Below are 23,643 nucleotides of genomic sequence, written 5' to 3' on the forward strand. Positions count from 1 at the left end.
GCGCCTGTGTCCGGTGAAGCGCGGGTCGACGCGCAGGCGCGTTCCGCGCCCCGGAAGCCGGGACGTCGCGTTGGAGGGAGCGGGGGCAGGTGGCGCCTCAGCGCCACCGTCGGGTCAACGCAGCACGCCGTCCAGGCCGGGCGCGGGCGAGAGCATGTTGCGGGTGTCGATCTCGAAGCTGCGCTGCTTCTTGTCCTCGGGCGTCGCGGCGATGCTGCCCTTCAGGGTGTACTCCAGGCTGCGGCGGCCGGCCAGGGCGTCGGCGACGGCCATGCGCGCGCTCGAGCTGGGCTTCAGCGCGATGCTCACCACGTCCGCCGTCTCCGGGCCGATCGAAATGCCGGGTGCGGCCTGCAGGCTGCCGGCCGCTTCGCCGCCCACACCGAGGTCCAGACGCAGGGTGTCGTAGCGCATCGGAATGCTGCTGTAGTTCTGCAGGCGCAGGTCCACCTTCCAGCTGCCGTCCATGTTGACCGTCAGTTGCTGCACGCTGGCGGCCGGGTCCGACACACGCCGCACGATGCCGTCGCTGCAGGCGCCGAGCAATGCGGTGCACAACACGAGCAAGCCGAGGCGGAGCGGGTGACGCATGGGCGGAATCCACGGAAAGGAAGACCGGCGAAGACTACACCACACCCCTGTCTGCCGTGGTGGCGCAGCGATGTCGAGCATCCCCCGGACTGCGCGGGCTGCGGAAAGCTGGCGGCATGCCGGCGGTCGCGCGCGACGTGGCGTGACGCAAGGCGGACAGCGGACAAGCTCTACTGGCGCCTTCGCTTGGTGTCGAGCGCTTCCGCCACTGAATGGCAGGCCCGCCCAACCTAGCTGCGCGATGGCGTCGTCCGCGTCGTGCCATCTGCCGTCAGCCCGCAATCCGGCATGCGGCTGGCCTGTGGGCCGGCCATTACCCCGTTCCGTCATGCCGTCCACCTCCGTTGCTGCTCCTCCGATCGCCCTTGGCGCAGCAACCCACCAGATCATCCAGGCTGACCCGCACATGCCTGCGGACGTTCAGGTACGGCGGAACGACCGCGGCTGGCCGAGCGTCCGGTCGGTGTCCTCGGCGATCCGGCCGGCGGCCATCACCAAGGCGTCCCTGCCGTGCGCCGGCCGGATGCCGAGGACGTGTCCAGCATCGCGCCCCCTCGGATCGGACGCAGTCGGCGCAGGCCGCGGCGGTCGGTAGGAAAATTCTGCAACATTGCGCTTGCCCAATCCCGATCACCTCGCTATGATGCGCGTCCTCGCACCGGTCCTGCCGCGTTGCGCAGTGGCCGAGTAGCTCAGTTGGTAGAGCAGGGGATTGAAAATCCCCGTGTCGGCGGTTCGATTCCGTCCTCGGCCACCATTCTTTCAGGGCTTGCAGCAATGCAGGCCCTTTTCTTTTGCCGCGAGGGTTTGCGGCATCTGCATGCCTTGGCGGTGTGTTGTGCTGCCTTGCTCGCCGTCGTCGAAGGTGGCGTACGGCGTCGTCATTCGGCGTCCGGGCCGATCTCCCGCGCTGTGCAGATTTCCGCATGCGCGAGGCCTGTTGCGACTGTCCTCTGCCCTGATCGGGTGTGAAGAAGGCGTGTCAACGTTCGTAGACAACTGCACCCAGTTCACGGTTTTTCGGGATCTTCCGCTCAATCAACGGCGCTGGCTGTCGTAATCATAGGCACGGGCAATCGGGGGAACCTGCCAATGACCAGCGGATTCGGACGGAGATGTGGCGGCGTGGCCCTGCTGTTGGCCATGGCCGGCAACGCCGTGGCAGCCCCTTCCGACCGGACCGAGCATGCGGGCGAGCAGGGCGGTCACGGTGCCGATGCGCCCTACATCGAGCAGGTCGGTTCCGAGTGCGTGATGGTCAATACCTACCTGCAGCGGCGCGACGGGGTGGTCGAGCGCGTGGTGCTGCGCGAGCCGGTGCAGTGCGCCAGCCATCCGGACCAGCACTCCATGGCCGATCTGAGCAACTGACCGCCGCGCCATGACGGCCGGCGCCTTGCGCCGCGCTTTACATCGCTGCGCCGCTCCTGCATAAGCTGCTGCTTCCCGTCCATCGGAACCTGCGCATGCGCCTTTCGCCGATCGCGCTGCTGTTGCTGGCGTGCCTGTTGTGCCTCGCACCGCCGCTGCGCGCCGCGCAGCCGGTGAGCTCGGTCGCCGCGTTCGATCTCGGCCGTTATGCCGGGCAGTGGCACGAGATCGCGCATCTGCCGGTCTCCTTCCAGAAGAAATGCGTCGGCGACGTCACCGCGGCCTATGTGCTGCGCGACGACGGTCAGGTCGGCGTGCGCAACGCCTGCCGCACCGCCAGCGGCGACATGCTGGCGGCCGACGGCGTGGCCCGGCGGGTCGAGGGCCATCCCGGGCGGCTGCAGGTGCGCTTCGCGCCGGATTGGCTGGCCTGGCTGCCGATGGTGTGGGCCGACTACTGGGTGATCGCGCTCGACCCGGATTATCAATGGGCGCTGATCGGCGAGCCCGGACGCAAGTACCTGTGGGTGCTGTCGCGCTCGCCGCGCATGCAGCGCAGCGTGTTCGAGGGCATCAAGGCCAAGGCGGTGGCGATGGGGTACGACCTCGACCCGCTGCTGGTGGTCGCGCCGCTGGACTGAGTGGGGCGCTGCCGGCGCGTCGTTGCGGGCGGATCGGTGCCACATGGGCGACAGGCGCTGAAGACCGGGCCATCGCTTGGGCTTTGCCGCACGCTGTACGCCAGCGTGGGGCAGCGACTTGCAGTTCGCTGTGGCCGGCTGCTTCCGCCGGCGGTGGCCGTTGCCCTGGAAGATGCGCCTTGGCGCCTGCTGTCTGGCGGTGCATCGTGCATGCCGGGTGACGCGTCGCGGGCCACCCTGTGTGACGGATGCTGCAACCGCTCGGCGTCAGCCGGGAAATGCCGTCAGTGCCGCGGCCAGCAGGTCTGCGCTGTCGCCGTCGCGCAGCGCCTGCAGGGCGTTGCGGCCATCGGCCAGGCGCACCTCCCGCAGCCATTGCGACAGCGTCGCGAGATCGCTGCCGCAGCCGTTCCAGGCCACGCAGATGGTGTCGCCGACATTGTGCAGGTCGGCGTGGTTCAGATGCTCCAGGGTGCCGTCATGCGCCAGCCAGGCGAGTGCGCGTTGCGCATCCTCCGGTGCGCCATAGGCGGCGCCGTCGATCAGCGACAGCAGGTCGCTGCTGTCGGCGCGCCGCTCGGCCCGGCGCCGTTCGGCGCGACGCATGCCCTGCAGGATCGCCTTGATCCTTCCTTCGTGAATGCTGTCGGTCATGGGCGGCGAGGCGATGCGGGTGGACGGGTCACTCTGCGCGCTCGGCACGCAGTTGCAGTTCACCGTCGGCCAGGCGTGCGCGCAGCCGATCGCCGGGGGCGACCTGAGCGGCCGAGCGCACCACGCTGCCGTCGTCGACGCGGGTCAGGATGCTGTAGCCGCGCGCCACGGTCGCCAGCGGGCTGACCGTCTCCAGTGCACGCGCCAGTGCGCGCAGGCGCTGCGCATCGGTCTGCAGTTGCCGCGCCATCGCCGCCTGCGGACGTCGGCCCAGCGCCAGCAGGCGCACCCGCAGCATCGCCAGCCGCCGTTGCGGTTGCGCGGCGCGCAGCACCGCGGCGGCATGGCGCAACTGGGCATGCCGGCGTTCCTGCTGTTGCCGCCACACCGCCGCCAGCCGCCGTCCGATCTCGTGCTGGCGGCGCTGCAGCAACTGCAGGCGCACCTGCGGGCTCTGCGCCTGCAGGCGCAGCAGGGCGCGGTCGGCGCGTTGCTGCGCTTGCCGCAGCCGGTGCTGCTGCCAGCGCAGCAACGCGGCATGCTGGGAGCGCAGGCGCGCGCCGAGATCGCGCTGGTCGGGGACCAGCAATTCGGCGGCGACCGACGGGGTGGGCGCGCGCAGGTCGGCGGCGAAATCGGCCAGGGTCACGTCGGTCTCGTGGCCGACGGCCGACACCACCGGGGTGACTGCCGCGGCGATGGTGCGTGCCAGGTGTTCGTCGTTGAACGCCCACAGGTCCTCCAGCGAGCCGCCGCCGCGGGTCAGCAGGATCGCGTCGTAGCGGCCGCTGGCGTCGGCCTGGCGCAGCAAGGCGGCAATCTGCGCCGCGGCGCTGTCGCCCTGGACCAGGCTCGGCAGGATGTCCACCTGCAGCAGCGGCATGCGCCGGCCGAGCACGCTCAACACGTCGCGCACGGCGGCGCCGCTGGGCGAGGTGATGACCGCCAGGCGCCGCACGAAGCCGGGCAGGGCGCGCTTGCGCTCGCTGGCGAACAGGCCTTCGGCGGCGAGCCGGGCCTTGAGCTCCTCGAACGCCCGGCGCAACGCGCCTTCGCCGGCTTCCTCCAGATGGTCCAGCACCAACTGGTAGTCGCCGCGCGCTTCGTACAGGGTCAGGCGCCCGCGCGCCAGCACCCGCAGGCCTTCGCGCGGCACGAACCGCAGCCATTGGCTCTTGGGCTTGAACATCGCGCAGCGCACCTGCGCGCGCGCATCCTTCAGGGTGAAATAGAGGTGGCCGGACGACGGGCGGGTGACGTTGCCCAGTTCGCCTTCCACCCAGGCCAGCGGAAAGGTGCTCTCCAGCAGGTCGCGGGCCAGCGTGTTGAGCTGGCTGGGGCTGAGGATCTGGTCGGCGCGATCGGACATGCGGGCAGTGCAGGGCGTACGGGCGCCTATCCTCGCACGTCGGCAGCTGCGGCCGGCTGCGTCGACTTGGCTGCATGCCGGGCCAGCGCCCATTGCACGTGCTCGCGCACCAGCGGCGAGGGATGCTGCGCGCGCGCGCCTAGCGCGGCCAGTACCTGTGGCGTGGTCGGCGCGTTGCCCAGCGCCACTGCCAGATTGCGCAGCCAGCGCTCGTGACCGCTGCGGCGGATCGCGCTGCCTTCGGTGCGGCGCAGGAACTCGTCTTCCTCCCAGGCGAACAGCTGCGCCAGCGTGGCCTTGTCCAGATCGTTGCGCGCGCGGAAGTCCGGCTCGTCGCTGCGCTTGGCGAACTTGTTCCAGGGGCAGATCAGCTGGCAGTCGTCGCAGCCGAAGATGCGGTTGCCGATCGCCGCGCGCAGTTCCTCGGGAATCGCGCCGTCGTGTTCGATGGTGAGGTAGGCGATGCAGCGGCGCGCATCGAGTCGGTACGGCGCGACGATCGCCTGGGTCGGGCAGACGTCGATGCAGCGCGTGCAGGTGCCGCAGTGGGCGCTGGCCGGCGGGTCGATCGGCAGCGGCAGATCGACGTAGATCTCGCCGAGGAAGAACCAGGAGCCGCCGTTGCGGTCGATCAGGCAGGTGTGCTTGCCGATCCAGCCCAGGCCGGCGTCGCGCGCCAGCGCGCGTTCGAGCACCGGTGCCGAATCGACGAACACGCGGTGGCCGAACGGGCCGATCTCGTCCTGGATGCGCTCGGCCAGCTTCTGCAGGCGGTTGCGCATCAGCTTGTGGTAGTCGCGGCCCAGCGCATAGCGCGCGACGTAGGCGCGCTCGCCGTCGCGCAGCGTGTCCCAGGCCGAATCGTCGTCGTTGCGGCCGTAGTCCAGGCCCACCGAGATCACCCGCAATGTGCCGGGAATGAGTTCGGCCGGGCGGGAACGCTTGTCGCCATGCTGGGCCATCCAGTGCATCGTGCCGTACAGGCCCTGTTCCAGCCAATCGCGCAGATGCGCCTCGTCCTGCTGCAGTTCGATGCCGGCGATACCGCAGCGCTGGAAGCCGAACGTCCGTGCCAGCGCGCGGATGCGCGCGGCGGCGGCGTGGGGATCGGCGATGTCGAGACGGGCGGACATCGCGCAAGTATAGAATCCCGTGCATGTACGACTGCTTCGATCTCTATGCCACCGCGGACGCGCGCCGCATCGATGCGCAGGCCACCGCGCTGCTGGGCGGCGACGGCTACACGCTGATGCAGCGCGCCGGTCAGGCCGCGTGGCAGACGCTGCTGCAGCGCTGGCCGCAGGCGCAGCGCATCCTGGTGGCCTGTGGCAGCGGCAACAACGGTGGCGATGGCTACGTGCTGGCGCGGCTGGCGCATCGCGCCGGACGCCAGGTGCGCGTGCTGCAGTTGCCCGGGCGCGGTCCGCAATCGCCGCTGGCGCAGCGCGCCTGCACCGACTACATCGGCGTCGGCGGTCGCATCGAGGAGTTCGACGCGGCACTGGCGCCGGCCGACGTGGTAGTCGATGCGTTGCTCGGCATCGGCCTCAATCGCGCGCCGGATGCCGAACTGGCGGCACTGCTGGGCGCACTGGGCGGGCTTGGCGCGCCGGTACTCGCGCTGGACGTGCCCAGTGGCGTGGACGCCGAGTCCGGCAGCGTGCCGGGCGCAGTCCTGCCGGCGACGCTGACCTTGCAGTTCATCGTCGCGCACGCCGGCTTGCATACCGGTGCGGCCTTGAACCATGTCGGCGAGCGCGCGCTGGCGACGCTGGAGGTGCCGCCCGCCGCATTCGCCGACTGCGCGCCGCGCGCACAGGCCTGGACCGTCGGCGCCTTGCGCCGCCATCTGGCGCCGCGCCGGCAGGACAGCCACAAGGGCGACTCCGGCCATGTGCTGTGCGTCGGCGGCAATCTCGGCAGCGGCGGAGCGGTGATGCTCAGTGCCGAATCGGCCCTGCGCAGCGGCGCCGGCCTGGTCAGCGTCGCCACCCGTGGCGCGCACGTGGCGCCGCTGCTGGCGCGTTGCCCGGAGGCGATGGCGCATGCGGTCGACGAGGCGGCGGCGCTGGCGCCGTTGCTGCGCAAGGCCAGCGTGGTCGCGCTCGGGCCCGGGCTTGGCCAGGACGATTGGGCGCAGGCGCTGTGGCAGACGGTCCTGGCCGATGAGGATCGCGCGCTGGTGCTGGATGCCGACGCATTGAATCTGCTCGCACAGGCGCCGCGCGCGGTGCCGCAGGCGGTACTGACCCCGCATCCCGGCGAGGCCGGGCGCCTGCTCGGCATCGCCACCGCCGAGGTGCAACGCGATCGCTTCGCGGCCGCCGCGGCCTTGGCCGAACGCTACCAGGCGACGATTGTGCTGAAGGGGGCCGGCAGCCTGGTCGCCGCGCCCGGGCAGACGCCGCGGGTGATCGCCGCCGGCAATCCGGGCATGGCGGTTGGTGGCATGGGCGATCTGTTGACCGGGGTGGTCGCGGCGCTGCGCGCGCAAGGGTTGCCGGCGTTCGAGGCGGCCAGCGTCGGCGCGCTGCTGCATGCCGGCGCCGGCGATCGCGCGGCTGCCGCGGGCCAGCGCGGGTTGCTGCCGACCGATCTGTTGCCGGCGCTGCGGCGCCTGTCCAATCCGGAATCCGAACCATGAGCCTCAGCTTGTTCCTGCCCGACAGCGAGGCCACCGAACGGCTCGGTCGCGCGCTGGCCGCGACCCGCCCGGCGCAGGCCGCGGTGCATCTGCACGGGGATCTGGGCGCCGGCAAATCGACCCTGGCGCGGGCGCTGCTGCGCGCGCTCGGCGTGCAGGGCGCGATCCGCAGCCCCACCTACACCCTGGTGGAGCGTTACCCGCTGGCCGATGGCGAGGCCTGGCACCTGGATCTGTACCGCATCGGCGTGGCGGGCGAGCTGGATTTCCTCGGGCTGGACGAGGGCGGGGCCACGCTGTGGCTGGTGGAATGGCCCGAGCGCGGCGGCGACGTGCTGGCGCCCGCCGATCTGGACGTGCGCCTGGCGGTGCACGGCGACGGGCGTCGTGTCGCCCTGCAGGCGCGTACCGATGTGGGGACCGCCTGGCTGGCGCAGCTGGCCCAGCAGGCCGACTTGCAGGGACTTTTTGCCGGCTGACGCTAGAAAGTGAAGGCAGGTTATGGATTATTAAGGGAAAACCGCTTGCCTTTGACTCCCGGCGATGTTTGAATCGCGTTATGCGCCCGGGGACCCGTTTTTTCGCCAGTTTCGCCGCTGCCGCAGGCTGGTGCCTGGCGGCGCAGACGGCGTTTGCCGGACAGGTGCAGTCGGTCTCGCTCGACAACGGCGCCACCGGCACCCGTGCCGAGATCCGTCTGCAGGGCAGTGGCGGCTTCAGCACGCTGTCGCTGGCCAATCCGAATCGCCTGGTCGTCGATCTTCCCGATTCCTCCGCTGCCAAGGGCCTGAAGCTGCCGGCCGGCGGCGGCGTGGTCAGCGCAGTGCGCACCGGCCATCCGGTGCCGGGCACCCTGCGCATCGTGTTCGACCTGAGCAGTTCGGTGGTGGCGTTCAAGCCGCAGATGCAGACCATCGGCGGCAGTTCGGTGCTGGTGATCGAGTGGCCGGGCGAGGCACCGGCGGGCAAGGCGGTCGCCGCCGACGCGCCGGCAGCCGTGGCTCCGCTGCCGCAGGCCGCGCCTGTCGCAGCGCCCAAGCCGGTAGTGGATGCGCGCGCCGAAGCCGCACGCGCGACCGCGGCACTGACCTCGTCGGTGGTGCAGCGTGCCAGCCAGCCTGCGCCGGCTCCGGTGCCGCCGCCTGCCGCGCCCGCGCCAGCCCCGACCGTCGTTGCCTCTGCGCCGAGCGTTGCTGCCGCGGCGGCCGGCCGTCCTGTGCCCGGCGTTGTGCCGACGCCTGCGCCTGCGACAGTCGCGCCGCCGGCGAACGCGCCGTCCGAGCGTGACGACGCGGACGACGATGCGGCGGTGGCTGCTGCCGCCGAAGCACGGCCGGTGATGCCGAGCGCGGCCTCGCGGGTGAAGATGGCGCCCGGTATGCGTCCGCTGATCGTGGCCATCGATCCCGGCCATGGGGGCCAAGATCCCGGTGCCAGCGGTCCGACCGGCAAGCATGAGAAGGACGTGACCCTGGCGATCGGCCGCGAACTGGCGCGCCAGATCAATGCCACGCCGGGCATGAAGGCCTACATGACCCGCACCACCGACGTGTTCATTCCTCTGCCGATGCGCGCGCAGAAGGCGCGTGCGGCCAAGGCCGACATCTTCATCTCGATCCACGCCGACGCGGCCGAGAACCGCAGCGCGACCGGTTCCTCGGTGTACGTGCTGTCGACCAAGGGCGCGTCCTCGCAGCGCGCGCGCTGGCTCGCGGACAAGGAAAACGCCGCCGACCTGATCGGTGGCGTGCGCCTGCAGAAGACCGACAGCACCCTGGCCAACGTGTTGCTGGACCTGGCCCAGAGCGGCCACATGAAGTCCTCCGAAGATGCGGCCGAGCAAGTGCTGGGCGGACTCAAGCGGATCGGCAACAACCACAAGCCCGAGATCGAGCGCGCGAACTTCGCGGTGCTGCGCACCTCGGACATGCCGGCGATGCTGGTCGAGACCGCCTTCATCTCCAACCCGGACGAAGAACGCCGGCTGACCGATCCGGCCTACCAGCGCCGCATCGCCGGTGCCGTGCTCGATGGCGTCAGCACCTTCTTCACCCGGCAGCCGCCGCCGGGCACGCTGTTCGCCGCGCGCGCGCAGGCCGAGGCGGAAGCGGCCAGCACGGTGGCCGGCGGCAGCCGCTGAGGCGCTATCATTAACGGCTGATCCTCGATGACGGCGTCCGCGCCGCGAGCCGTGCCGATGTCCTTTGCCTGCTGTGGTTTTCGTCCTGTCGCCACGACCGGCGCGCGTCTGTGCGCGCATGGAGCGAGGACGGCATGAGCATCCGTCAGCTGCCCGAGATCCTGATCAACCAGATCGCCGCCGGCGAAGTGGTCGAGCGTCCGGCTTCTGTCGTCAAGGAACTGGTGGAGAACGCGCTGGACGCCGGTGCGCACCGCGTCGACATCGATCTGGAAGAAGGCGGCGTGCGCCTGATCCGCATCCGCGACGACGGTGGCGGCATCGCGCCCGAGGAACTGCCGCTGGCGGTGTCGCGGCACGCGACCAGCAAGATCGCGTCGCTGGACGACCTGGAATCGGTGGGCACGCTCGGATTCCGTGGCGAAGCGTTGCCGTCGATCGCCTCGGTCAGCCGCTTCACCCTGGCCTCGCGCCGATCCGGAGACGAACACGGCGCTGCCCTGCAGGTCGACGGCGGCAAGGTCGGCGAGGTGCAGCCGCGCGCATTGCCGCCGGGCACCCTGGTCGAGGTCCGCGAGCTGTTCTACAACGTGCCGGCGCGGCGCAAATTCCTGCGTGCCGAGCGCACCGAACTGGGCCACATCGAGGAGTGGCTGCGTTCGCTGGCGCTGGCGCGCCCGGACGTGGAGCTGCGCGTCTCGCACAACGGCAAGCCGTCGCGGCGCTACAAGCCGGGCGATCTGTACTCGGACGCGCGCCTGGGCGAGACCCTGGGCGAAGACTTCGCAAAGCAGGCGCTGCGCGTGGACCACAGCGGTGCCGGCCTGCGCCTGCATGGCTGGATCGCGCAGCCGCATTACTCGCGCGCCAGCGCCGACCAGCAATACCTCTACGTCAACGGCCGCTCGGTGCGCGATCGCAGTGTCGCTCATGCGGTGAAGATGGCCTACGGCGATGTGCTGTTCCATGGCCGCCAGCCGGCTTATGTGCTGTTCCTGGAACTGGAACCGGCGCGGGTGGACGTCAACGTGCATCCGGCCAAGCACGAGGTGCGTTTCCGCGATGCGCGGCTGATCCATGATTTCGTCTACCGCACGCTGCAGGATGCGCTGGCGCAGACCCGTGCCGGTAGCCTGCCGGGCGCGATCGGTGCCGACGCCGCGCTGCCGCCGCCAGCCGCGGGTACTGCGGCCTGGGCGGGCACAGGCGCGCCGAACAGTGGCGGCGCTGGTGGTGGTGGAGGGCAGGGCTACGGTTACGGCGCGCAGTGGCGCCCGGCGCAATCGCCGTTGGGTTTGCGCGTGGAAGAGGCGCCTGCAGCGTACGCGGCGCTGTACGCGCCCACCGCCGACGCGGGAAGCGCCGCCAGCCTGCCGCGGCAGACCCAGGGCCCGGCCGGCGGCCTGCCGCCGACTGCCGCCGACAGCGGCGTGCCGCCGCTCGGCTACGCCATCGCGCAATTGCACGGCATCTACATCCTGGCCGAGAACGCCGACGGCCTGATCGTGGTCGATATGCACGCCGCGCACGAGCGCATCGGCTACGAGCGTTTGAAGACCGCGCACGATGGCATCGGCCTGCATGCGCAGCCGCTGCTGGTGCCGATCACCCTGGCAGTCGGCGAACGCGATGCCGACACCGCCGAGCGCGAGGCGGAGACGCTGGCCGCGCTCGGGTTCGAGATCACCCGCAGCGGACCGCAATCGCTGCACGTGCGCAGCATTCCCGCACTGCTGGCGCAGGCCGAGCCGGAGGCCTTGCTGCGCGACGTGCTCACCGACCTGCGCGAACACGGCCACAGCGGCCGTGTCGCCGGCGCGCGCGATGCGCTGCTGTCGACCATGGCCTGCCACGGCGCGGTGCGCGCCAACCGCCGCCTCACCATTCCGGAAATGAACGCACTGCTGCGCGACATGGAAGCCACCGAGCGCTCCGGACAATGCAATCATGGGCGTCCGACCTGGGCGCGGTTCACCCTGGGCGAGATCGATCGTTGGTTCCTGCGGGGGCGGTGATGGACAAGCGGATGTGGACGGCAGCGCTGCTGGCGGCGCTCGTCGCCTTGAGTGGCTGCGGCAAGCAGGCGCCGGCACCGGCCGCGCCGAAGGCGATGGACGCACGGTTCGTGGCCGACGAGCAGGCTTGGCGCGCGCAGCGCCAGCGCGAACTGCAGGCGCCGGACGGCTGGACCAGCCTGGTCGGCCTGCACTGGCTGGAATTGAAGGAGCACTACATCGGCAGCGGCCCGGACAGCGGCATCCGCCTGGCGGTGGGGCCGGCGCGGATGGCGCTGGTGTCGCAGGCGCAGCGCGAGGTGTACCTGACCCCCGAGCGCGGCGCCGCCCTCAGCGTCGCCGGCGCGCCGGTGCAGGGGCGGATCCGCGTGTACAGCGACCACGATCCGCAGCCGACGGTGATCGACTTCGACGACGGCAAGGGCAAGCTCAGCCTGATCGAACGTGGCGGCCGTTATGCGCTGCGGGTCAAGCACGCCGATGCGCCGACCCGGCTCGGTTTCGCAGGCGTGCCGTACTGGCCCCTGGCCGAATCCTGGCGCGTGCGCGGGCGTTTCGTGCCCAATCCGCCGGGCACGACCCTGCCCATCGTCGACATCATCGGCGTCACCACGCCATCGCCCAATCCCGGCGCGCTGGAGTTCGAGCGCGGCGGCAAGCGCTACCGCCTGCAGGCGATCGGCGAACCCGGCCAGCCGCTGTTCGTGGTGTTCGCCGACCGCACCAGCGGTCACGGCAGCTATCCCGCCGGGCGCTTCCTGGACGTGGACCCGCCCGCGGCCGACGGCAGCGTGGTGCTGGATTTCAACCGCGCCTACGACCCGCCGTGCGCGTTCACCCCGTTCGCCACCTGTCCGTTGCCGCCGCCGGAGAACCGCCTCGACCTGGCGGTGGATGCCGGCGAGAAGGCCTACGCCGCCGCCCATTGACCCGAGGATGCCGATGACCCCGTTCCCGCGCCTGTTGCGCCGCCTGCTGCTGGGCCTGTCGCTGTGCCTGGTGCTGCCGGCACTGGCCCGCACGCCGCCGCCGGTGGCCGCGACGCCTGTCGCGCCCGCCGCCGCAGCGCCCACGGTGGTGCCGCCCACACCGCTGTTGTGGAAGGTCAGCGGCCCGCGCGGCATGCTGTACCTGTTGGGCTCGTTCCACATGCTCAAGGCCGACGACTATCCGCTGGCGCGCGAAGTCGATGCGGCCTACGCGGCGTCGCCGCGGCTGCTGTTCGAACTGGCGCCGAAGGACGTGGACGCGCCGCAACTGGGCGCGCAGATGCTGCAGGCGGCGCAGCGCCACGACGGCAAGCGGCTGCAGGACGATCTGGACCCGGCGACCTGGGAGCGGCTGCGCCGCTATGCCGCCGGCCACGGCCTGCCGCTGGCGCAGATGAGCGGCTTCGAGCCGTGGTTCGTCGGCCTCAGCATCAGCATCGCCGACATGAAGGCGCAGGGCCTGGAGGCCGATGCCGGGCTGGATCGTCATTTCATGACACTGGCCTTGCAGGACGGCAAGAGTGCCGAGGGCCTGGAGACCGCGCAGGCGCAGATCGACCTGCTCGACGGCATGGACCCGGTGGAGCAGAAGCAGATGCTGACCGAAGCGCTGGACGACGCCGAGCAGGGCGCCGCGCAGACCCTGCGCCTGCACGACGCCTGGCGCCGCGGCGACGAGCGCCAGCTGTGGCAGGAGATCGGCGCGCAGATGAAGCGCGACTACCCGCGGCTGTACCAGCGCATCGACGTGGAGCGCAACCAGGCCTGGCTGCCACGCCTGGAGCAGCGCCTGAAGGACGGCGGCGGCGACACTCTGGTGGTGGTGGGTGCGCTGCACCTGCTCGGGCCGGACGGCGTGGTCGATGGCCTGCGCGCGCGCGGCTACAAGGTCGAGCGGATCTGCGGGAACTGCAAGCAGGCGCGTTCGCGCTGACGGGAAGGTGCGTCGCACGTGTGGTTGGCGTGCGGCCGTACCCTCATCCGCCCCTGCGGGGCACCTTCTCCCGAGGGGAGAAGGGAGAGCAAAAGCCCCTCTCCCGTCGGGAGAGGGGTTGGGGTGAGGGTAAGGGCGCGAAGCGCCCCGCCGAACCTCACCCGGCCGCAATCCTCAGCGCGGACGCGACTTCGGTGCGGCGCCCGCCGGCGGTTCGCCAGGCTTGCCGGTGCCCGCGCCAGCGGCCGGGCGGCCGAAGCCGGCGCCGAGGTTGCGCTGGAATTCCTGCCACAGCTCCAGGTTGCGCTCGGTGAGCTGGTTCATCATGGTCCACGGGGTCTGCCCCAGCAGATTGCCCATCTGCTGGCGGAACTGCTGCTGCTGGTCGAGGAACACCTGCATGCTGCGCTCCAGGTAGTTGCCCATGAAGCCCTGCAGCGAGTCGCCGTAGAAGCGGATGATCTGGCTGAGCAACTGCGTGGACAGCATCGGTTCGCCGTCCTGTTCCTGGTCGGCGATGATCTGCAGCAGGACCGCGCGGCTGAGGTCTTCGCCGGTCTTGGCGTCGCGGACTTCGAATTCCTCGCCGTCGATGATCAGCTGGCGGACGTCTTCGATGGTGATGTAACTGGAGATCTCGGTGTCGTAGAGGCGGCGATTGGGATACTTCTTGATGATGCGAATCTCAGCCATGAAGCGATCGCTCTGTGACGGTAGGCGCGCAGCATGGCGCAGCGCAGCAGGGCTTGCAACCGCCGAAAGTACCTGAACACGCGAGTGCAGCAAAAAATCATGCTGCGCAGCATTCGCAGCGCAGCAAAAGTCCACAGGCCGCCGTGGCGGCCATGCGGGATAGCGTTACCTCGCGCGAATGCCGCCGCCTGAGCGATTCAGCCGCTCACCACCCCATGTGGTGGCCGCCGTTGATGTCCAGGTTCGAGCCGGTGATCCACGCGGCCTCTTCGGCGACCAGGAACGCCACGGCGTAGGCGATCTCCTCCGGCTTGCCGAGACGCCCGGTGGGGATGTCGGCGGCGATCTTGGCGCGCACTTCCTCCGGCACCGCCATCACCATGTCGGTGGCGACATAGCCCGGCGAGACCGTGTTGACGGTGATGCCGTAGCTGGCGTTCTCGCGTGCCAGGGAAATGGTGAAGCCGTGCATGCCGGCCTTGGCCGCAGCGTAGTTGGCCTGGCCGTACTGGCCCTTGAGGCCGTTGATCGAACTGATCTGGATGACCCGCCCCCAACGCTTCTGGCGCATGCCCTCGATCACCGGGCGGGTGACGTTGAACACCGAGTTGAGGTTGGTGTTGATGACTTCATGCCATTGCTCGGCGGTCATCTTGTGGAAGGTGGTGTCGCGGGTGATGCCGGCGTTGTTGACCAGGATCTCGACCGGGCCGAGTTGGCGTTCGACCTCACGCACCAGGGTCTGCGCGTGTTCGGGCGAGGCGACGTCGCCGGGGACGATCGCGACGTCGTGGCCACGCTCGCGCATGCGCTGCTGCCAGGCCAGGGCCTTGGCCTGGTCGCGGTAGTTGCTGGCCACGCGGTGGCCCTGCGCGGCCAACCGCTCGCAGATTGCGGTGCCGATGCCGCCGGTGCCGCCGGTGACCAGCGCAACGCGTGATGTCATGGATGTCGCTCCGGATAGAAATAGTGGGAAAGGACGGCCGCGGCGCGGCCCAGGGTCCGATTCTAGTCAGCCTTGATGTCGCTGGGGATAGCCGGCGCGACTGACGCCGCATCGTCCACGCGTCGGTCCTGCGCCGGCAACCGCGTCGGGTCGAAGGCGCGCAGCGCGGCGGCCAGCAGCGCCGGCACCGACCCGGCGCCGGCCAACGCTGCCGGCGGCTGGCCCAGCGTGGCCCAGGCCAGGCGCAGCGCCGGCAGCGGGTCGGCATCGTCCAGCGGCAGCGCCGCGTGCGACTTGGACAGCTTGCGGCCATCGGCGTCGAGCAGCAGCGGCAGGTGCAGGTAGCGCGGCGTGGGCAGGCCCAGCGCACGCTGCAGCAGGATCTGCCGCGGCGTGGAGTCCAGCAGGTCGGCGCCGCGCACCACGTCGGTGATGCCTTGCGCGGCATCGTCGACCACCACGGCCAGTTGGTACGCCCAGCAGCCGTCGGCGCGCAGCAACACCACATCGCCGACCTCGGCATGGACGTCCTGGGCCAGCCGGCCGCGCACCGCGTCGTCGAAGGCCACCACGCTGGCCGTACCGGGCGGCACGCGCAGACGGATGGCCGGCTGTGCGCGTGGCGCGTCGGTGACGCAAGCGTGGTGCACGCCGCCCTGCGCCGCCAGGGCGCTGCGGCTGCAACTGCAGGAGAAGGCGAGGCCGGCATGCAGCAGCCGCTGCAGGGCGTCGCGGTAGACCGGGTCGCGCTCGCTCTGCCGCAGCACCGGTCCGTCGGCCTCCAGGCCGCAGGCGCGCAGGCTCGCCAGTTGCCGTTCGGCGGCGCCGGGCACGCTGCGCGGGCGGTCCACGTCCTCGATGCGCAGCAGCCACTGGCCGCCGGCGTGGCGGGCGAGCAACCAACTGCCGAAGGCGGCGAGCAGTGAACCCAGGTGCAGCGGGCCGGTGGGCGAGGGCGCGAAGCGGCCGCGGTAGGGAGGCGGGGACATGGACAAGCTGAATCCTCGGTCAGGTACGCGCTTGAATTCAAGCGGCCGACACCGCAGATTCGAGCCAATCCTTCCATTTAATCCTTAATCCGTGCGGAGCCCACGCTCACATGTTCAATCGTATCGTCCTGTTCCTCATCACCAACCTGGCGGTGCTGGTGCTGGCCGGCATTGTCATGTCCGTGTTCGGGGTCAACCCCAACCAGATGGGCGGCCTGCTGGTGATGGCCGCGATCTTCGGCTTCGGCGGCTCGCTGGTGTCGCTGCTGCTGTCCAAGTTCATGGCCAAGCGCGCCACCGGTGCGCAAGTGATCACCGAGCCGCGCAACCACACCGAGCGCTGGCTGCTGCAGACCGTGCAGCGCCAGGCGCAGGCCGCCGGCATCGGCATGCCCGAGGTCGCCGTGTACGACGGCCCGGAGATCAACGCCTTCGCCACCGGCGCCAACCGCAACAATGCGCTGGTCGCCGTTTCCACCGGCCTGCTGCAGAACATGACCGAGGACGAGGCCGAGGCGGTGCTGGGCCATGAAATCAGCCACATCGCCAACGGCGACATGGTGACCATGGCATTGCTGCAGGGCGTGCTCAACACCTTCGTGATCGTGCTGGCGCGCGTGGTCGGTGGCGTGGTGGACAGCTACCTGTCCGGCAACCGCTACGGCCGCCGCGGCCTGGCCTACTACGCGATCGTGATGGTGCTGGAGCTGGTGTTCGGCCTGTTCGCGACGATGATCGCGATGTGGTTCTCGCGCTACCGCGAGTTCCGCGCCGACGCCGGCGGCGCCAGCCTGGCCGGCCGCGCCAAGATGATCGCGGCGCTGCAGCGGCTGGAACTCAACCATGGCCAGAGCACCTTGCCGTCGCAGGTGCAGGCCTTCGGCATCGCCGGTGGCCTGGGCCAGGGCCTGCGCAAGCTGTTCATGAGCCACCCGCCGCTGTCCGAGCGCATCGCCACCCTGCGCGCCTCGCACGTCAACGCGACGGTGAGCTGATAGTTCGCTAGATCGAAACGCCGGCCGGCGGAGCGCGGGCTCCGCCGGCCGTTGCTTTTGCGAATCCCCAATCCCCAATCCCGAATCGCGGCCCCTCAGGCAAAATCGAACGTCATCCCCGGCGCCGCCAGGCCGACGAATTCGCCCTGCACGTAGTCGACGCCGGCGCTGAACAGCAGGCTCATCGAGGTCGCGTCGGACACGAACTCGGCGATGGTGCGGATGCTCGCCGACTGCGCGCGCGCGGTGATCTCGCGGATCTTGTCCTGGTGCTCGCGGGTCTGGGTCAGGTCCTGGGTGAAGCCGCGGTCCAGCTTCAGGAACGAGGGCTGGAAGTGCGCCAGCAACTGGAACGAGTCCAGGCCGGAGCCGAACTGTTCCAGCCCGACCTTGCAGCCCAGGGCGGTGGCGTCGGCCAGGAACTGCTGCGCGTTGCGCAGGTGGGTGAACACCTTGGCCTCCGGCGTCTGCAGCCACAGGCGGTCGCCGGGCACGCCGTGCGTCGCCAGTTCGCGCCGGATCAGGTCGACCATCTGCGTGTCGGCGAAGGCTTCCGGGCTGACCTTGACCAGCAGGCTGGTGGCGTGGCCGGCGCGCTGGCGTTCGCCGATGACGGCGATCGCACGCGCGACCACCCAACGGTCGATCTCGGCGGTCAGGCCATGCTCGGCGGCGATGCCGAGGAAGGTCGACGGGCCGATCAGCTCGTCGTTGCGCTCCAGGCGCAGGTAGGCCTCGTACAGCTCGTGCTGGTCGCCCTGCAGGTTCAGCACCGGCTGGTAGTGCAGCAGGAAGCCGTCGCCGGCCAGGGCCTCGCGCAGGTGCTGCACCCAGCGCTGCACGCGCTCTTCCTCGAGTCGGTCGGCCGCGCCCGGGTCGAAGATCTTGCAGGCGTTGCCGCCCAGTTCGACGGTCGCCTGCACGTTCTCGCTGGCGCGGGCCAGGACCTGGCCGACGCTGGCGATCTTCTCGCCGATCTGCACGCCGCCGATGCTGACGGTGACCGTGGCCGAGCGCTCGCCGACGCTGAACACCTGGCTGGCGTAGGCCTGCAGCAGGCGCTCGGCCAGCGCCGCGGTGCGCGCGTAGTCGCCTTCCAGCAGCAGTGCGAAGTTGTGCTCGCCGAAGCGCGCCGCCTGCACGTCGCCGTCGATGGCCGCGGCCAGGTGCTGGGCCAATGCGGCGACCAGCGCATCGGCCGAATCCAGGCCGATGTCGGCCAACAGGCGTGCGTAATGATCCGGCTCGACCAGCAGGAAGCCGTACTGGCCCTCGCCGCGGCCGACCTGGGCCACCGCGGTTTCCAGCGCCAGCATGAAGGTCGGGCGGTTGAGCAGACCGGTGACCTGGTCGCGCTGGCGCAGGTCCTCGACCTCGCGCGCCAGTTCCGGGTCGAACTCCTCGCGGCGGCGGAACACCACCTGCACGCAGGCCTCGCCCTCGTAGCTGGCGGTGGCGAATTCCATCGTCGCCGGAAAGCTGTCGCCTTCCAGGGTGCGCGCGTCCACCTGGTACTGCGCCGGCGGCGGCTCGCCCTTGCTCAGCGACTTCAGCAACTGCTTGAAACCTTCCACGTGTTGCGGGGCGACCATGTCCAGCAGCGACACGCCTTCGACGTCGTCGAACGACTCGAACCCGAACATCTCCAGGTAGGCGTCGTTGGCGCGGATGTGCATGCCCTCGTGGATGTAGGCGATCGGATCGCGCGAGGAGGCGATCAGCGCGTCGCAGCGGCGCTCGGTCTCGCGCATCTGCGCTTCGATCCGGCGCAGGCCGCGCCGCGCCTGCAGGTCGGCCCAGGTGGTGCGGACCACCGCCAGCAAGTGCTCGGGCCGCTGCCGCAGCGCGATCGCGCGCGCGCCGCCGGCCACCGCCTCCAGCCATTCCTGTTCGTCGATGCGCTCGGCCAGCACGATGACCGGGATGTCCTTGCCGCTGGCGGCGACCCGTTGCAGCACCTGCGGCAGGGGGATCGACTGCGCCTGTGCGCTGAGCACCAGGTCGATCGGCTGCGCGGTCAGCATCGCCGACAACTCCTCGGCGTGCTGCGGCCGCGACGGGCGCACCGCGATGCCGCTGTTGCGCAGGCTGCTGACGATCGCCTCGGCGTCTTCGCCGCTGTCGTCGATGATCATCAGGCGGAGGGTGATGTCTTTGCCTGTGTGCATGAAGCCTCCCGGGGACGGGGTTTAATACACGATGCCCGCGGTCGCGTCCATGTTGTTCGGGAATGGGGAATCGGGAACGGGGAGTCGCAAGAGCGGACTGCCGTGTCTGCACGTTCGCGGGTGGACCGAGACGCGCGCGCAACGAGCGGTGTTTCGAGTCCCCATTCCCGATTCCCCATTCCCGCCCGCTAGGCCGCCAAACCAGCGGCATGGCCCGAGGCCCAGGCCCACTGGAAGTTGTAGCCGCCCAGCCAGCCGGTGACGTCGAGCACTTCGCCGACGAAGTACAGGCCGGGCACGCGCCGCGATTCCATGGTCGAGGACGACACCTGGTCGGTGTCCACGCCGCCCAGGGTGACTTCGGCGGTGCGGTAGCCCTCGGTGCCGCTGGCCACCAGCGGCCAGGCGCCGAGCAGCTCGGCGGCGGCGCGCAGCTGTGGCTCGTCCAGCTGGCGCACCGGCTTGTCCGGCAGCCACACCTCGCACAGGCGTTGTGCGAAGCGGCGCGGCAGTGCCTCGCCGAGTACCGTGCGCAACTCGGCGGCGCCGCGCAGGCGTTTCTGTTCGCGCAGCCAGGTCGCCGCGTCCTGCCCCGGCAACAGGTCCAGGCGCAGGTCGTCGCCCGGTTGCCAGTACGAGGAGATCTGCAGGATCGCCGGGCCGCTGACGCCGCGGTGGGTGATCAGCATGAAGTTGCGGAAGCGCGCACCGTTGCAGCTGGCCTCCACCGGCAGCGCCAGGCCGGACAGGTCGTGCAGGCGTTCCTGGTGCTTGCCGCTCAGGGTCAGCGGCACCAGCCCGGCGCGGGTCGGCAGCACCGCGTGGCCGAACTGCCGCGCCAGCTCGTAGCCGAAGCCGCTGGCGCCGAGGCTGGGGATCGACAGGCCGCCGGTCGCCACCACCAGCGAGGCCGCATGCACCGGGCCATCGTCGGTGTCCAGGCGGAACCCTTCGCTGCCGCGTTCCACCGCGCGCACGCTGCAGTCGGTGCGCACCGTCACCCCCGCCGCGGCGCACTCGTCCACCAGCATGCGCACGATCTGCTTGGAGGACACGTCGCAGAACAGCTGGCCCAGTTCCTTCTCGTGATAGGCGATGCCGTGGCGCTCGACCAGGTCGATGAAGTCGGTGGGGCGGTAGCGGGCCAGCGCCGATTTGCAGAAGTGCGGGTTGGCCGACAGGAAGTTGCCCGGCCCGGTGCCGGTATTGGTGAAGTTGCAGCGGCCGCCGCCGGACATCAGGATCTTCTTGCCGACCTTGTTGGCATGGTCGATCACCCGCACCCGGCGCCCGCGCTGGCCGGCGGCGATCGCGCACATCAGCCCGGCGGCGCCGGCGCCGAGTACCACGACATCGGTGCGGAGGGGGGCGGTCCCGGCGCTCATGCCGCGGCTTTGCGCACCGTGGGGGTGAAGGCGAAGCTGCCGCTGTCGCCCAGCCACTGCACCTCGCCGTCCTGGATCACCACGTCGAAGCGCATGCTGCGCTGGATCAGCTCGGCCGCCGCGGCGACGGCATCGGCCGGCAGGTCGATCACCTGCACCTGCTTGAGCTTGCCTAGGGCGGAGGCATTCTTGTCCCACCAGATGTCCGCGGCGCGGCCGCCGTAGTTGGCCACCACCACCGAGCGCGCCCGGCCGCAGGCCTTGCGTACCCGCGACTCGTCGGGCTGGCCGACCTCGATCCATTGCTCGATTGCGCCGGTGTAGTCCATCCGCCACAGGTCGGGCTCGTCGTCGCTGCTCAGGCCCTTGCCGAACAGCAGGCGCTCCTCGGCGTACAGGGCGAAGGTCAGCAGGCGTGCCATCAGCCGCTGATCGGTTTCGGACGGGTGTTGCGCCAGGGTCAGCGAATGGGCGGCGTAGTAGCCGCGGTCCATGTCGGAAATCTGCAGCTCCGCCTTGCGGAGGGTGGCGGTGAGGGCCATGCGGCTACCGGGATCGAGGGCGCACTAGGATACGGTGTGGGGCCGCCGCTGGCCGGGAACTTGTGGGGAAGCGGGAGAATCGAGGCACGGGGGGCGCGTGTCCGACCCGGGGCCGGGGTGGGGGGAGGGGGAGTCACGGCCACCTCCGGCGTGGTCGCAGGCTCAGTCGCCGTTGTCCGGTCCAGGGCGGATTTGCGCAGTTTCCGCGGATCGGCAGGCGGATCGGCAGCGCCGGCATTAACTTTAGGGTGGGGTTCAGCTTCCTTGTGGTGGATCCCGGTTTGTCTACACAAACATGTCGCTTTTTGATCACGACCCGCGTATGGTGGCCTCACTGTGTTTGCTAGAGTCACCGTGAATCGTGGCTTGGTGCAGTAGATCTCACGATCCACTTCATCGTTCCGCTCGCTTTACTAACGCCTGCAACTCAGTCTCGGCCTCGATTTCCGATGGCTGCGATTTCTTCAATTCAATGTTTCAGGAGTTAGCAATGTCTGAGCGTCAGAACGGTACCGTGAAGTGGTTCAACGATGCCAAGGGCTTCGGCTTCATCACCCCGGAAAGCGGCCCGGACCTGTTCGTGCATTTCCGCGCGATCCAGGGCACCGGCTTCAAGTCGCTGCAGGAAGGCCAGAAGGTGACCTTCGTCGCCGTGCAGGGCCAGAAGGGTATGCAGGCTGACCAGGTGCAGGCCGTCTAAGGACGTCTGCCACCGCAAGGTGCCGAACGCCGGGAGCGCAAGCTTCCGGCGTTTTTGTTTGGGCGTTTCTTTTTCGCGCAGCGAACTTCCGCTGATCGCGGCGCCGTCGCCATGGCGCCAGATGCAGCGACCATGCCCTGCATGCGCGGGTTCACACCTGCATCCGGCTACCATGGCGGCCCCCGAGCTCCGGAGCAGTCGCCATGATCACCGTGCATCACCTCAACCAGTCCCGGTCGCAGCGCGTGCTGTGGTTGCTGGAGGAACTGGCGCTGCCGTACCAGGTGATCAAGTACCAGCGCGATCCCAAGACCATGCTGGCGCCGCCGGAGCTGCGCGCGATCCATCCGCTGGGCAAGTCGCCGGTGCTGGTGGACGACGGTCACGTCCTCGCCGAGTCCGGGGCCATCCTCGACTATCTGGTGGACCGCTACGACACCGGCAGCACGCTGTCGCCGGCGCCGCAGCCGCTGGATTCGCCCGAGCGCCTGCGCTACCGCTACTGGATGCACTACGCCGAGGGGTCGGCGATGCCGCCGCTGCTGATGAGCCTGGTGTTCGGGCGGATCCGCTCGGCGAAGATGCCGTTCTTCGCGCGGCCGATCGCCAAGGCCATCGTCGACAAGGCGATGCATGGTTTCGTCGGTCCGCAGGTGCGCCTGCACCTGGACTGGATGGAGCGCGAACTGGCAGAGACCGGCTGGTTCGCCGGCGACCGCTTCACCGCCGCGGACGTGCAGATGAGCTTCCCGGTGCAGGCCGCCGCGGCGCGCATCGGCCTGCAGACGCATCCGAACCTGGCCGGGTTCGTGCAGCGGATCGAGCAGCGCCCCGCCTATCAGCGCGCGCTGCAGCAGGGTGGTCCATTCGAACTGCTCGGCAGCGCGGACGGCTGAGTTCCGTCCGCATCGTCCGGGTCAGCGGGCGGCGGGACGTGCCGGGCAGGCACGCACGAAGGCGATGCTGTCGGCCATGACCGGCAGCGCCGGGTCATCCTTGCGCAGCGCCAGCACCAGGCGCATGTGGCCGACGCCGGGATAGGTCTTCAGTTCGGCCGGTACCCCGGCGCGCTCCAGCGCGGCCTGCAGCGACTGGCTGTTGCGCGGCTCCACCACGGTGTCGGCGTCGCCGTGCAACAGCAGCGCCGGCGGCTCGTCGCCGTCGACGAAGTTCACCGGCTGCGAGCGCCGCTGTTGCGCCGGGTCCTGGCCGAACATGCCGATCAGGTCCGGATCGGTCAGTGGCAGGAAGTCGTAGGGGCCGGCCAGCCCGACCAGGCCGCACAGTTGCCGCGGCGACATGCCCTGCGCCTGCAGCCAATGAGCGTCGGTCGCCAGCAGCGCGGCGATGTGCGCGCCGGCGGAGTGGCCCATCAGCACCAGCCGTTGCGGATCGCCGCCGTAGTCGGCGGCATGGTGCTGGCTCCAGGCCACCGCCGTGGCGGCATCGCGCATGAAGCCGTCCAGGGTCACCTGCGGATACTTGCGGTAGTCCGGCACGATCGCGACCACGCCGTGCCGCGCCAGCGCTTCGCCGGCCCAGCGGTAGTTCTGGCGGTTGCCGGTCTTCCAGGTACCGCCGTGGAAGAACACCACCACCGGCGCGTGCTCCACCCCGGCGGGGCGATACACGTCCAGTGCCAGGCCATGCGCCGCGTCGTAGACGATCCCACGTTGCTCGTGGAGGCCATGCCGCGAGGAACTGGCGTTGAGGCCGCCGAAGAACAGGCTGCTGCAGGCCGAGACCAGCAGCGAGGACAGGGCGATCAGGGCGTTGCGGGGCCAGCGGGGCGAAGACGGTCGGTCGGACATGGGCGATCCCTGAGAGGAGCGCGGAGCATGCCGGATGCCCATGTCGGCGGCGAGTGGAGGTGGGGC

General features: G+C 70.1%; 23 protein-coding genes and 1 tRNA gene. 12 read left to right on the forward strand and 12 right to left on the reverse strand.

All coding sequences use genetic code 11. From position 1 onward, the window contains the following. Window positions 1–114: 114 nt before the first annotated feature. Entirely contained in the window at window positions 115–591 is a 477-nt protein-coding gene (locus SLW52_RS11855; protein WP_267127255.1) for an LEA type 2 family protein, read from the reverse strand. A gap of 681 nt (window positions 592–1,272) precedes the next feature. Between SLW52_RS11855 and SLW52_RS11860 the strand changes: the two genes are divergently transcribed. Then, a tRNA-Phe gene (locus SLW52_RS11860) sits at window positions 1,273–1,348 on the forward strand. A gap of 5 nt (window positions 1,349–1,353) precedes the next feature. On the opposite strand, the gene SLW52_RS11865 is transcribed toward SLW52_RS11860, so the two are convergent. Next, window positions 1,354–1,476, reverse strand: coding sequence for a hypothetical protein (locus tag SLW52_RS11865; RefSeq protein ID WP_265531488.1), 123 nt, complete (start codon window positions 1,474–1,476; stop codon window positions 1,354–1,356). A gap of 240 nt (window positions 1,477–1,716) precedes the next feature. Here SLW52_RS11865 and SLW52_RS11870 point away from each other — a divergent pair, with 240 nt between their 5' ends. Beyond that, a complete protein-coding gene (locus SLW52_RS11870) occupies window positions 1,717–1,962 on the forward strand; it encodes a hypothetical protein (RefSeq protein ID WP_017916036.1) in 246 nt (81 codons plus the stop codon). A 95-nt stretch (window positions 1,963–2,057) separates the two neighbouring features. Further along, the gene (locus SLW52_RS11875; RefSeq protein WP_017909057.1) at window positions 2,058–2,603 is read left to right on the forward strand and encodes a lipocalin family protein; all 546 of its coding nucleotides are present in this window, start codon (window positions 2,058–2,060) and stop codon (window positions 2,601–2,603) included. Window positions 2,604–2,870: 267 nt separating this feature from the next. Here the strand turns inward: SLW52_RS11875 and SLW52_RS11880 are convergent, their stop codons facing one another. The 3 genes from SLW52_RS11880 to queG are packed head-to-tail and all read right to left on the reverse strand — an operon-like array spanning window position 2,871 to window position 5,759. Then, window positions 2,871–3,257 carry a hypothetical protein gene (locus SLW52_RS11880; RefSeq protein WP_267094321.1) on the reverse strand — a complete coding sequence of 129 codons (387 nt, stop codon included), beginning with the start codon at window positions 3,255–3,257 and terminating at the stop codon, window positions 2,871–2,873. 28 nt (window positions 3,258–3,285) lie between these two features. Then, complete coding sequence (gene xseA, locus SLW52_RS11885; RefSeq protein WP_267084520.1) at window positions 3,286–4,626, reverse strand: exodeoxyribonuclease VII large subunit; 1,341 nt, start codon at window positions 4,624–4,626, stop codon at window positions 3,286–3,288. Between the two features lie 26 nt (window positions 4,627–4,652). Beyond that, complete coding sequence (gene queG, locus SLW52_RS11890) at window positions 4,653–5,759, reverse strand: tRNA epoxyqueuosine(34) reductase QueG (protein WP_267084521.1); 1,107 nt, start codon at window positions 5,757–5,759, stop codon at window positions 4,653–4,655. A gap of 23 nt (window positions 5,760–5,782) precedes the next feature. On the opposite strand from queG, the gene SLW52_RS11895 reads away from it, so the two are divergent. From SLW52_RS11895 to SLW52_RS11920, 6 genes are all read left to right on the forward strand, one after another. Beyond that, the gene (locus tag SLW52_RS11895) at window positions 5,783–7,270 is read left to right on the forward strand and encodes an NAD(P)H-hydrate dehydratase (RefSeq protein WP_320740492.1); all 1,488 of its coding nucleotides are present in this window, start codon (window positions 5,783–5,785) and stop codon (window positions 7,268–7,270) included. Further along, on the forward strand, window positions 7,267–7,749 hold the full coding sequence (gene tsaE / locus SLW52_RS11900) for a tRNA (adenosine(37)-N6)-threonylcarbamoyltransferase complex ATPase subunit type 1 TsaE (protein ID WP_320740491.1): 483 nt from the start codon (window positions 7,267–7,269) through the stop codon (window positions 7,747–7,749). The genes SLW52_RS11895 and tsaE overlap by 4 nt, the downstream gene beginning before the upstream one ends. Before the next feature lie 80 nt (window positions 7,750–7,829). After that, window positions 7,830–9,410 carry an N-acetylmuramoyl-L-alanine amidase gene (locus SLW52_RS11905; RefSeq protein WP_267094317.1) on the forward strand — a complete coding sequence of 527 codons (1,581 nt, stop codon included), beginning with the start codon at window positions 7,830–7,832 and terminating at the stop codon, window positions 9,408–9,410. A 134-nt stretch (window positions 9,411–9,544) separates the two neighbouring features. Next, on the forward strand, window positions 9,545–11,425 hold the full coding sequence (gene mutL / locus SLW52_RS11910; RefSeq protein WP_320740490.1) for a DNA mismatch repair endonuclease MutL: 1,881 nt from the start codon (window positions 9,545–9,547) through the stop codon (window positions 11,423–11,425). Beyond that, window positions 11,425–12,354 carry a DUF1684 domain-containing protein gene (locus SLW52_RS11915; RefSeq protein ID WP_017916695.1) on the forward strand — a complete coding sequence of 310 codons (930 nt, stop codon included), beginning with the start codon at window positions 11,425–11,427 and terminating at the stop codon, window positions 12,352–12,354. The genes mutL and SLW52_RS11915 overlap by 1 nt, the downstream gene beginning before the upstream one ends. A gap of 13 nt (window positions 12,355–12,367) precedes the next feature. Further along, complete coding sequence (locus SLW52_RS11920; protein ID WP_320740489.1) at window positions 12,368–13,348, forward strand: TraB/GumN family protein; 981 nt, start codon at window positions 12,368–12,370, stop codon at window positions 13,346–13,348. A 174-nt stretch (window positions 13,349–13,522) separates the two neighbouring features. Here SLW52_RS11920 and phaR read toward each other — a convergent pair whose 3' ends face one another. The 3 genes from phaR to gluQRS all read right to left on the reverse strand — a co-directional run bounded on the left by phaR (window position 13,523) and on the right by gluQRS (window position 15,976). Next, the gene (gene phaR / locus SLW52_RS11925; protein ID WP_017909334.1) at window positions 13,523–14,041 is read right to left on the reverse strand and encodes a polyhydroxyalkanoate synthesis repressor PhaR; all 519 of its coding nucleotides are present in this window, start codon (window positions 14,039–14,041) and stop codon (window positions 13,523–13,525) included. Between the two features lie 205 nt (window positions 14,042–14,246). Further along, window positions 14,247–14,987 carry a beta-ketoacyl-ACP reductase gene (locus SLW52_RS11930; protein ID WP_017909333.1) on the reverse strand — a complete coding sequence of 247 codons (741 nt, stop codon included), beginning with the start codon at window positions 14,985–14,987 and terminating at the stop codon, window positions 14,247–14,249. 62 nt (window positions 14,988–15,049) lie between these two features. After that, entirely contained in the window at window positions 15,050–15,976 is a 927-nt protein-coding gene (gene gluQRS, locus SLW52_RS11935) for a tRNA glutamyl-Q(34) synthetase GluQRS (RefSeq protein ID WP_295939232.1), read from the reverse strand. Window positions 15,977–16,086: 110 nt separating this feature from the next. Between gluQRS and htpX the strand changes: the two genes are divergently transcribed. Next, window positions 16,087–16,971: a protease HtpX gene (htpX, locus tag SLW52_RS11940; RefSeq protein ID WP_320740488.1), complete on the forward strand. Its 885-nt coding sequence runs from the start codon at window positions 16,087–16,089 to the stop codon at window positions 16,969–16,971. A gap of 95 nt (window positions 16,972–17,066) precedes the next feature. Here htpX and SLW52_RS11945 read toward each other — a convergent pair whose 3' ends face one another. From SLW52_RS11945 to SLW52_RS11955, 3 genes are all read right to left on the reverse strand, one after another. Next, a complete protein-coding gene (locus tag SLW52_RS11945; protein ID WP_320740487.1) occupies window positions 17,067–19,139 on the reverse strand; it encodes an EAL domain-containing protein in 2,073 nt (690 codons plus the stop codon). 188 nt (window positions 19,140–19,327) lie between these two features. Further along, window positions 19,328–20,524: an NAD(P)/FAD-dependent oxidoreductase gene (locus tag SLW52_RS11950; protein WP_267094311.1), complete on the reverse strand. Its 1,197-nt coding sequence runs from the start codon at window positions 20,522–20,524 to the stop codon at window positions 19,328–19,330. Beyond that, the gene (locus tag SLW52_RS11955; RefSeq protein WP_209244615.1) at window positions 20,521–21,066 is read right to left on the reverse strand and encodes a YaeQ family protein; all 546 of its coding nucleotides are present in this window, start codon (window positions 21,064–21,066) and stop codon (window positions 20,521–20,523) included. The genes SLW52_RS11950 and SLW52_RS11955 overlap by 4 nt, the downstream gene beginning before the upstream one ends. Before the next feature lie 490 nt (window positions 21,067–21,556). Between SLW52_RS11955 and SLW52_RS11960 the strand changes: the two genes are divergently transcribed. Together SLW52_RS11960 and SLW52_RS11965 are read left to right on the forward strand one after the other, a co-directional pair. Beyond that, window positions 21,557–21,766 (forward strand): cold-shock protein, encoded by a 210-nt coding sequence (locus SLW52_RS11960; RefSeq protein WP_017909327.1) that lies wholly within the window; start codon window positions 21,557–21,559, stop codon window positions 21,764–21,766. A gap of 203 nt (window positions 21,767–21,969) precedes the next feature. Then, the gene (locus tag SLW52_RS11965; RefSeq protein WP_017909326.1) at window positions 21,970–22,662 is read left to right on the forward strand and encodes a glutathione S-transferase; all 693 of its coding nucleotides are present in this window, start codon (window positions 21,970–21,972) and stop codon (window positions 22,660–22,662) included. A 21-nt stretch (window positions 22,663–22,683) separates the two neighbouring features. On the opposite strand, the gene SLW52_RS11970 is transcribed toward SLW52_RS11965, so the two are convergent. Then, on the reverse strand, window positions 22,684–23,577 hold the full coding sequence (locus SLW52_RS11970) for an alpha/beta hydrolase (RefSeq protein ID WP_320740486.1): 894 nt from the start codon (window positions 23,575–23,577) through the stop codon (window positions 22,684–22,686). Window positions 23,578–23,643 lie beyond the last annotated feature (66 nt).

The sequence above is a fragment of the Xanthomonas sp. LF02-5 genome (genome assembly GCF_034105325.1).
GTDB lineage: Bacteria > Pseudomonadota > Gammaproteobacteria > Xanthomonadales > Xanthomonadaceae > Xanthomonas_A > Xanthomonas_A sontii.

Bases quoted from the DNA above. Each gene is read 5' to 3' on its own strand.
- SLW52_RS11855 (WP_267127255.1), bottom strand. From the start codon at position 591: ATGCGTCACCCGCTCCGCCTCGGCTTGCTCGTGTTGTGCACCGCATTG.
- SLW52_RS11865 (WP_265531488.1), bottom strand. From the start codon at position 1,476: ATGACGACGCCGTACGCCACCTTCGACGACGGCGAGCAAGGCAGCACA.
- SLW52_RS11875 (WP_017909057.1), top strand. From the start codon at position 2,058: ATGCGCCTTTCGCCGATCGCGCTGCTGTTGCTGGCGTGCCTGTTGTGC.
- SLW52_RS11880 (WP_267094321.1), bottom strand. From the start codon at position 3,257: ATGACCGACAGCATTCACGAAGGAAGGATCAAGGCGATCCTGCAGGGC.
- xseA (WP_267084520.1), bottom strand. From the start codon at position 4,626: ATGTCCGATCGCGCCGACCAGATCCTCAGCCCCAGCCAGCTCAACACG.
- queG (WP_267084521.1), bottom strand. From the start codon at position 5,759: ATGTCCGCCCGTCTCGACATCGCCGATCCCCACGCCGCCGCCGCGCGC.
- SLW52_RS11895 (WP_320740492.1), top strand. From the start codon at position 5,783: ATGTACGACTGCTTCGATCTCTATGCCACCGCGGACGCGCGCCGCATC.
- tsaE (WP_320740491.1), top strand. From the start codon at position 7,267: ATGAGCCTCAGCTTGTTCCTGCCCGACAGCGAGGCCACCGAACGGCTC.
- SLW52_RS11905 (WP_267094317.1), top strand. From the start codon at position 7,830: ATGCGCCCGGGGACCCGTTTTTTCGCCAGTTTCGCCGCTGCCGCAGGC.
- mutL (WP_320740490.1), top strand. From the start codon at position 9,545: ATGAGCATCCGTCAGCTGCCCGAGATCCTGATCAACCAGATCGCCGCC.
- SLW52_RS11915 (WP_017916695.1), top strand. From the start codon at position 11,425: ATGGACAAGCGGATGTGGACGGCAGCGCTGCTGGCGGCGCTCGTCGCC.
- SLW52_RS11920 (WP_320740489.1), top strand. From the start codon at position 12,368: ATGACCCCGTTCCCGCGCCTGTTGCGCCGCCTGCTGCTGGGCCTGTCG.
- phaR (WP_017909334.1), bottom strand. From the start codon at position 14,041: ATGGCTGAGATTCGCATCATCAAGAAGTATCCCAATCGCCGCCTCTAC.
- SLW52_RS11930 (WP_017909333.1), bottom strand. From the start codon at position 14,987: ATGACATCACGCGTTGCGCTGGTCACCGGCGGCACCGGCGGCATCGGC.
- gluQRS (WP_295939232.1), bottom strand. From the start codon at position 15,976: ATGTCCCCGCCTCCCTACCGCGGCCGCTTCGCGCCCTCGCCCACCGGC.
- htpX (WP_320740488.1), top strand. From the start codon at position 16,087: ATGTTCAATCGTATCGTCCTGTTCCTCATCACCAACCTGGCGGTGCTG.
- SLW52_RS11945 (WP_320740487.1), bottom strand. From the start codon at position 19,139: ATGCACACAGGCAAAGACATCACCCTCCGCCTGATGATCATCGACGAC.
- SLW52_RS11950 (WP_267094311.1), bottom strand. From the start codon at position 20,524: ATGAGCGCCGGGACCGCCCCCCTCCGCACCGATGTCGTGGTACTCGGC.
- SLW52_RS11955 (WP_209244615.1), bottom strand. From the start codon at position 21,066: ATGGCCCTCACCGCCACCCTCCGCAAGGCGGAGCTGCAGATTTCCGAC.
- SLW52_RS11960 (WP_017909327.1), top strand. From the start codon at position 21,557: ATGTCTGAGCGTCAGAACGGTACCGTGAAGTGGTTCAACGATGCCAAG.
- SLW52_RS11965 (WP_017909326.1), top strand. From the start codon at position 21,970: ATGATCACCGTGCATCACCTCAACCAGTCCCGGTCGCAGCGCGTGCTG.
- SLW52_RS11970 (WP_320740486.1), bottom strand. From the start codon at position 23,577: ATGTCCGACCGACCGTCTTCGCCCCGCTGGCCCCGCAACGCCCTGATC.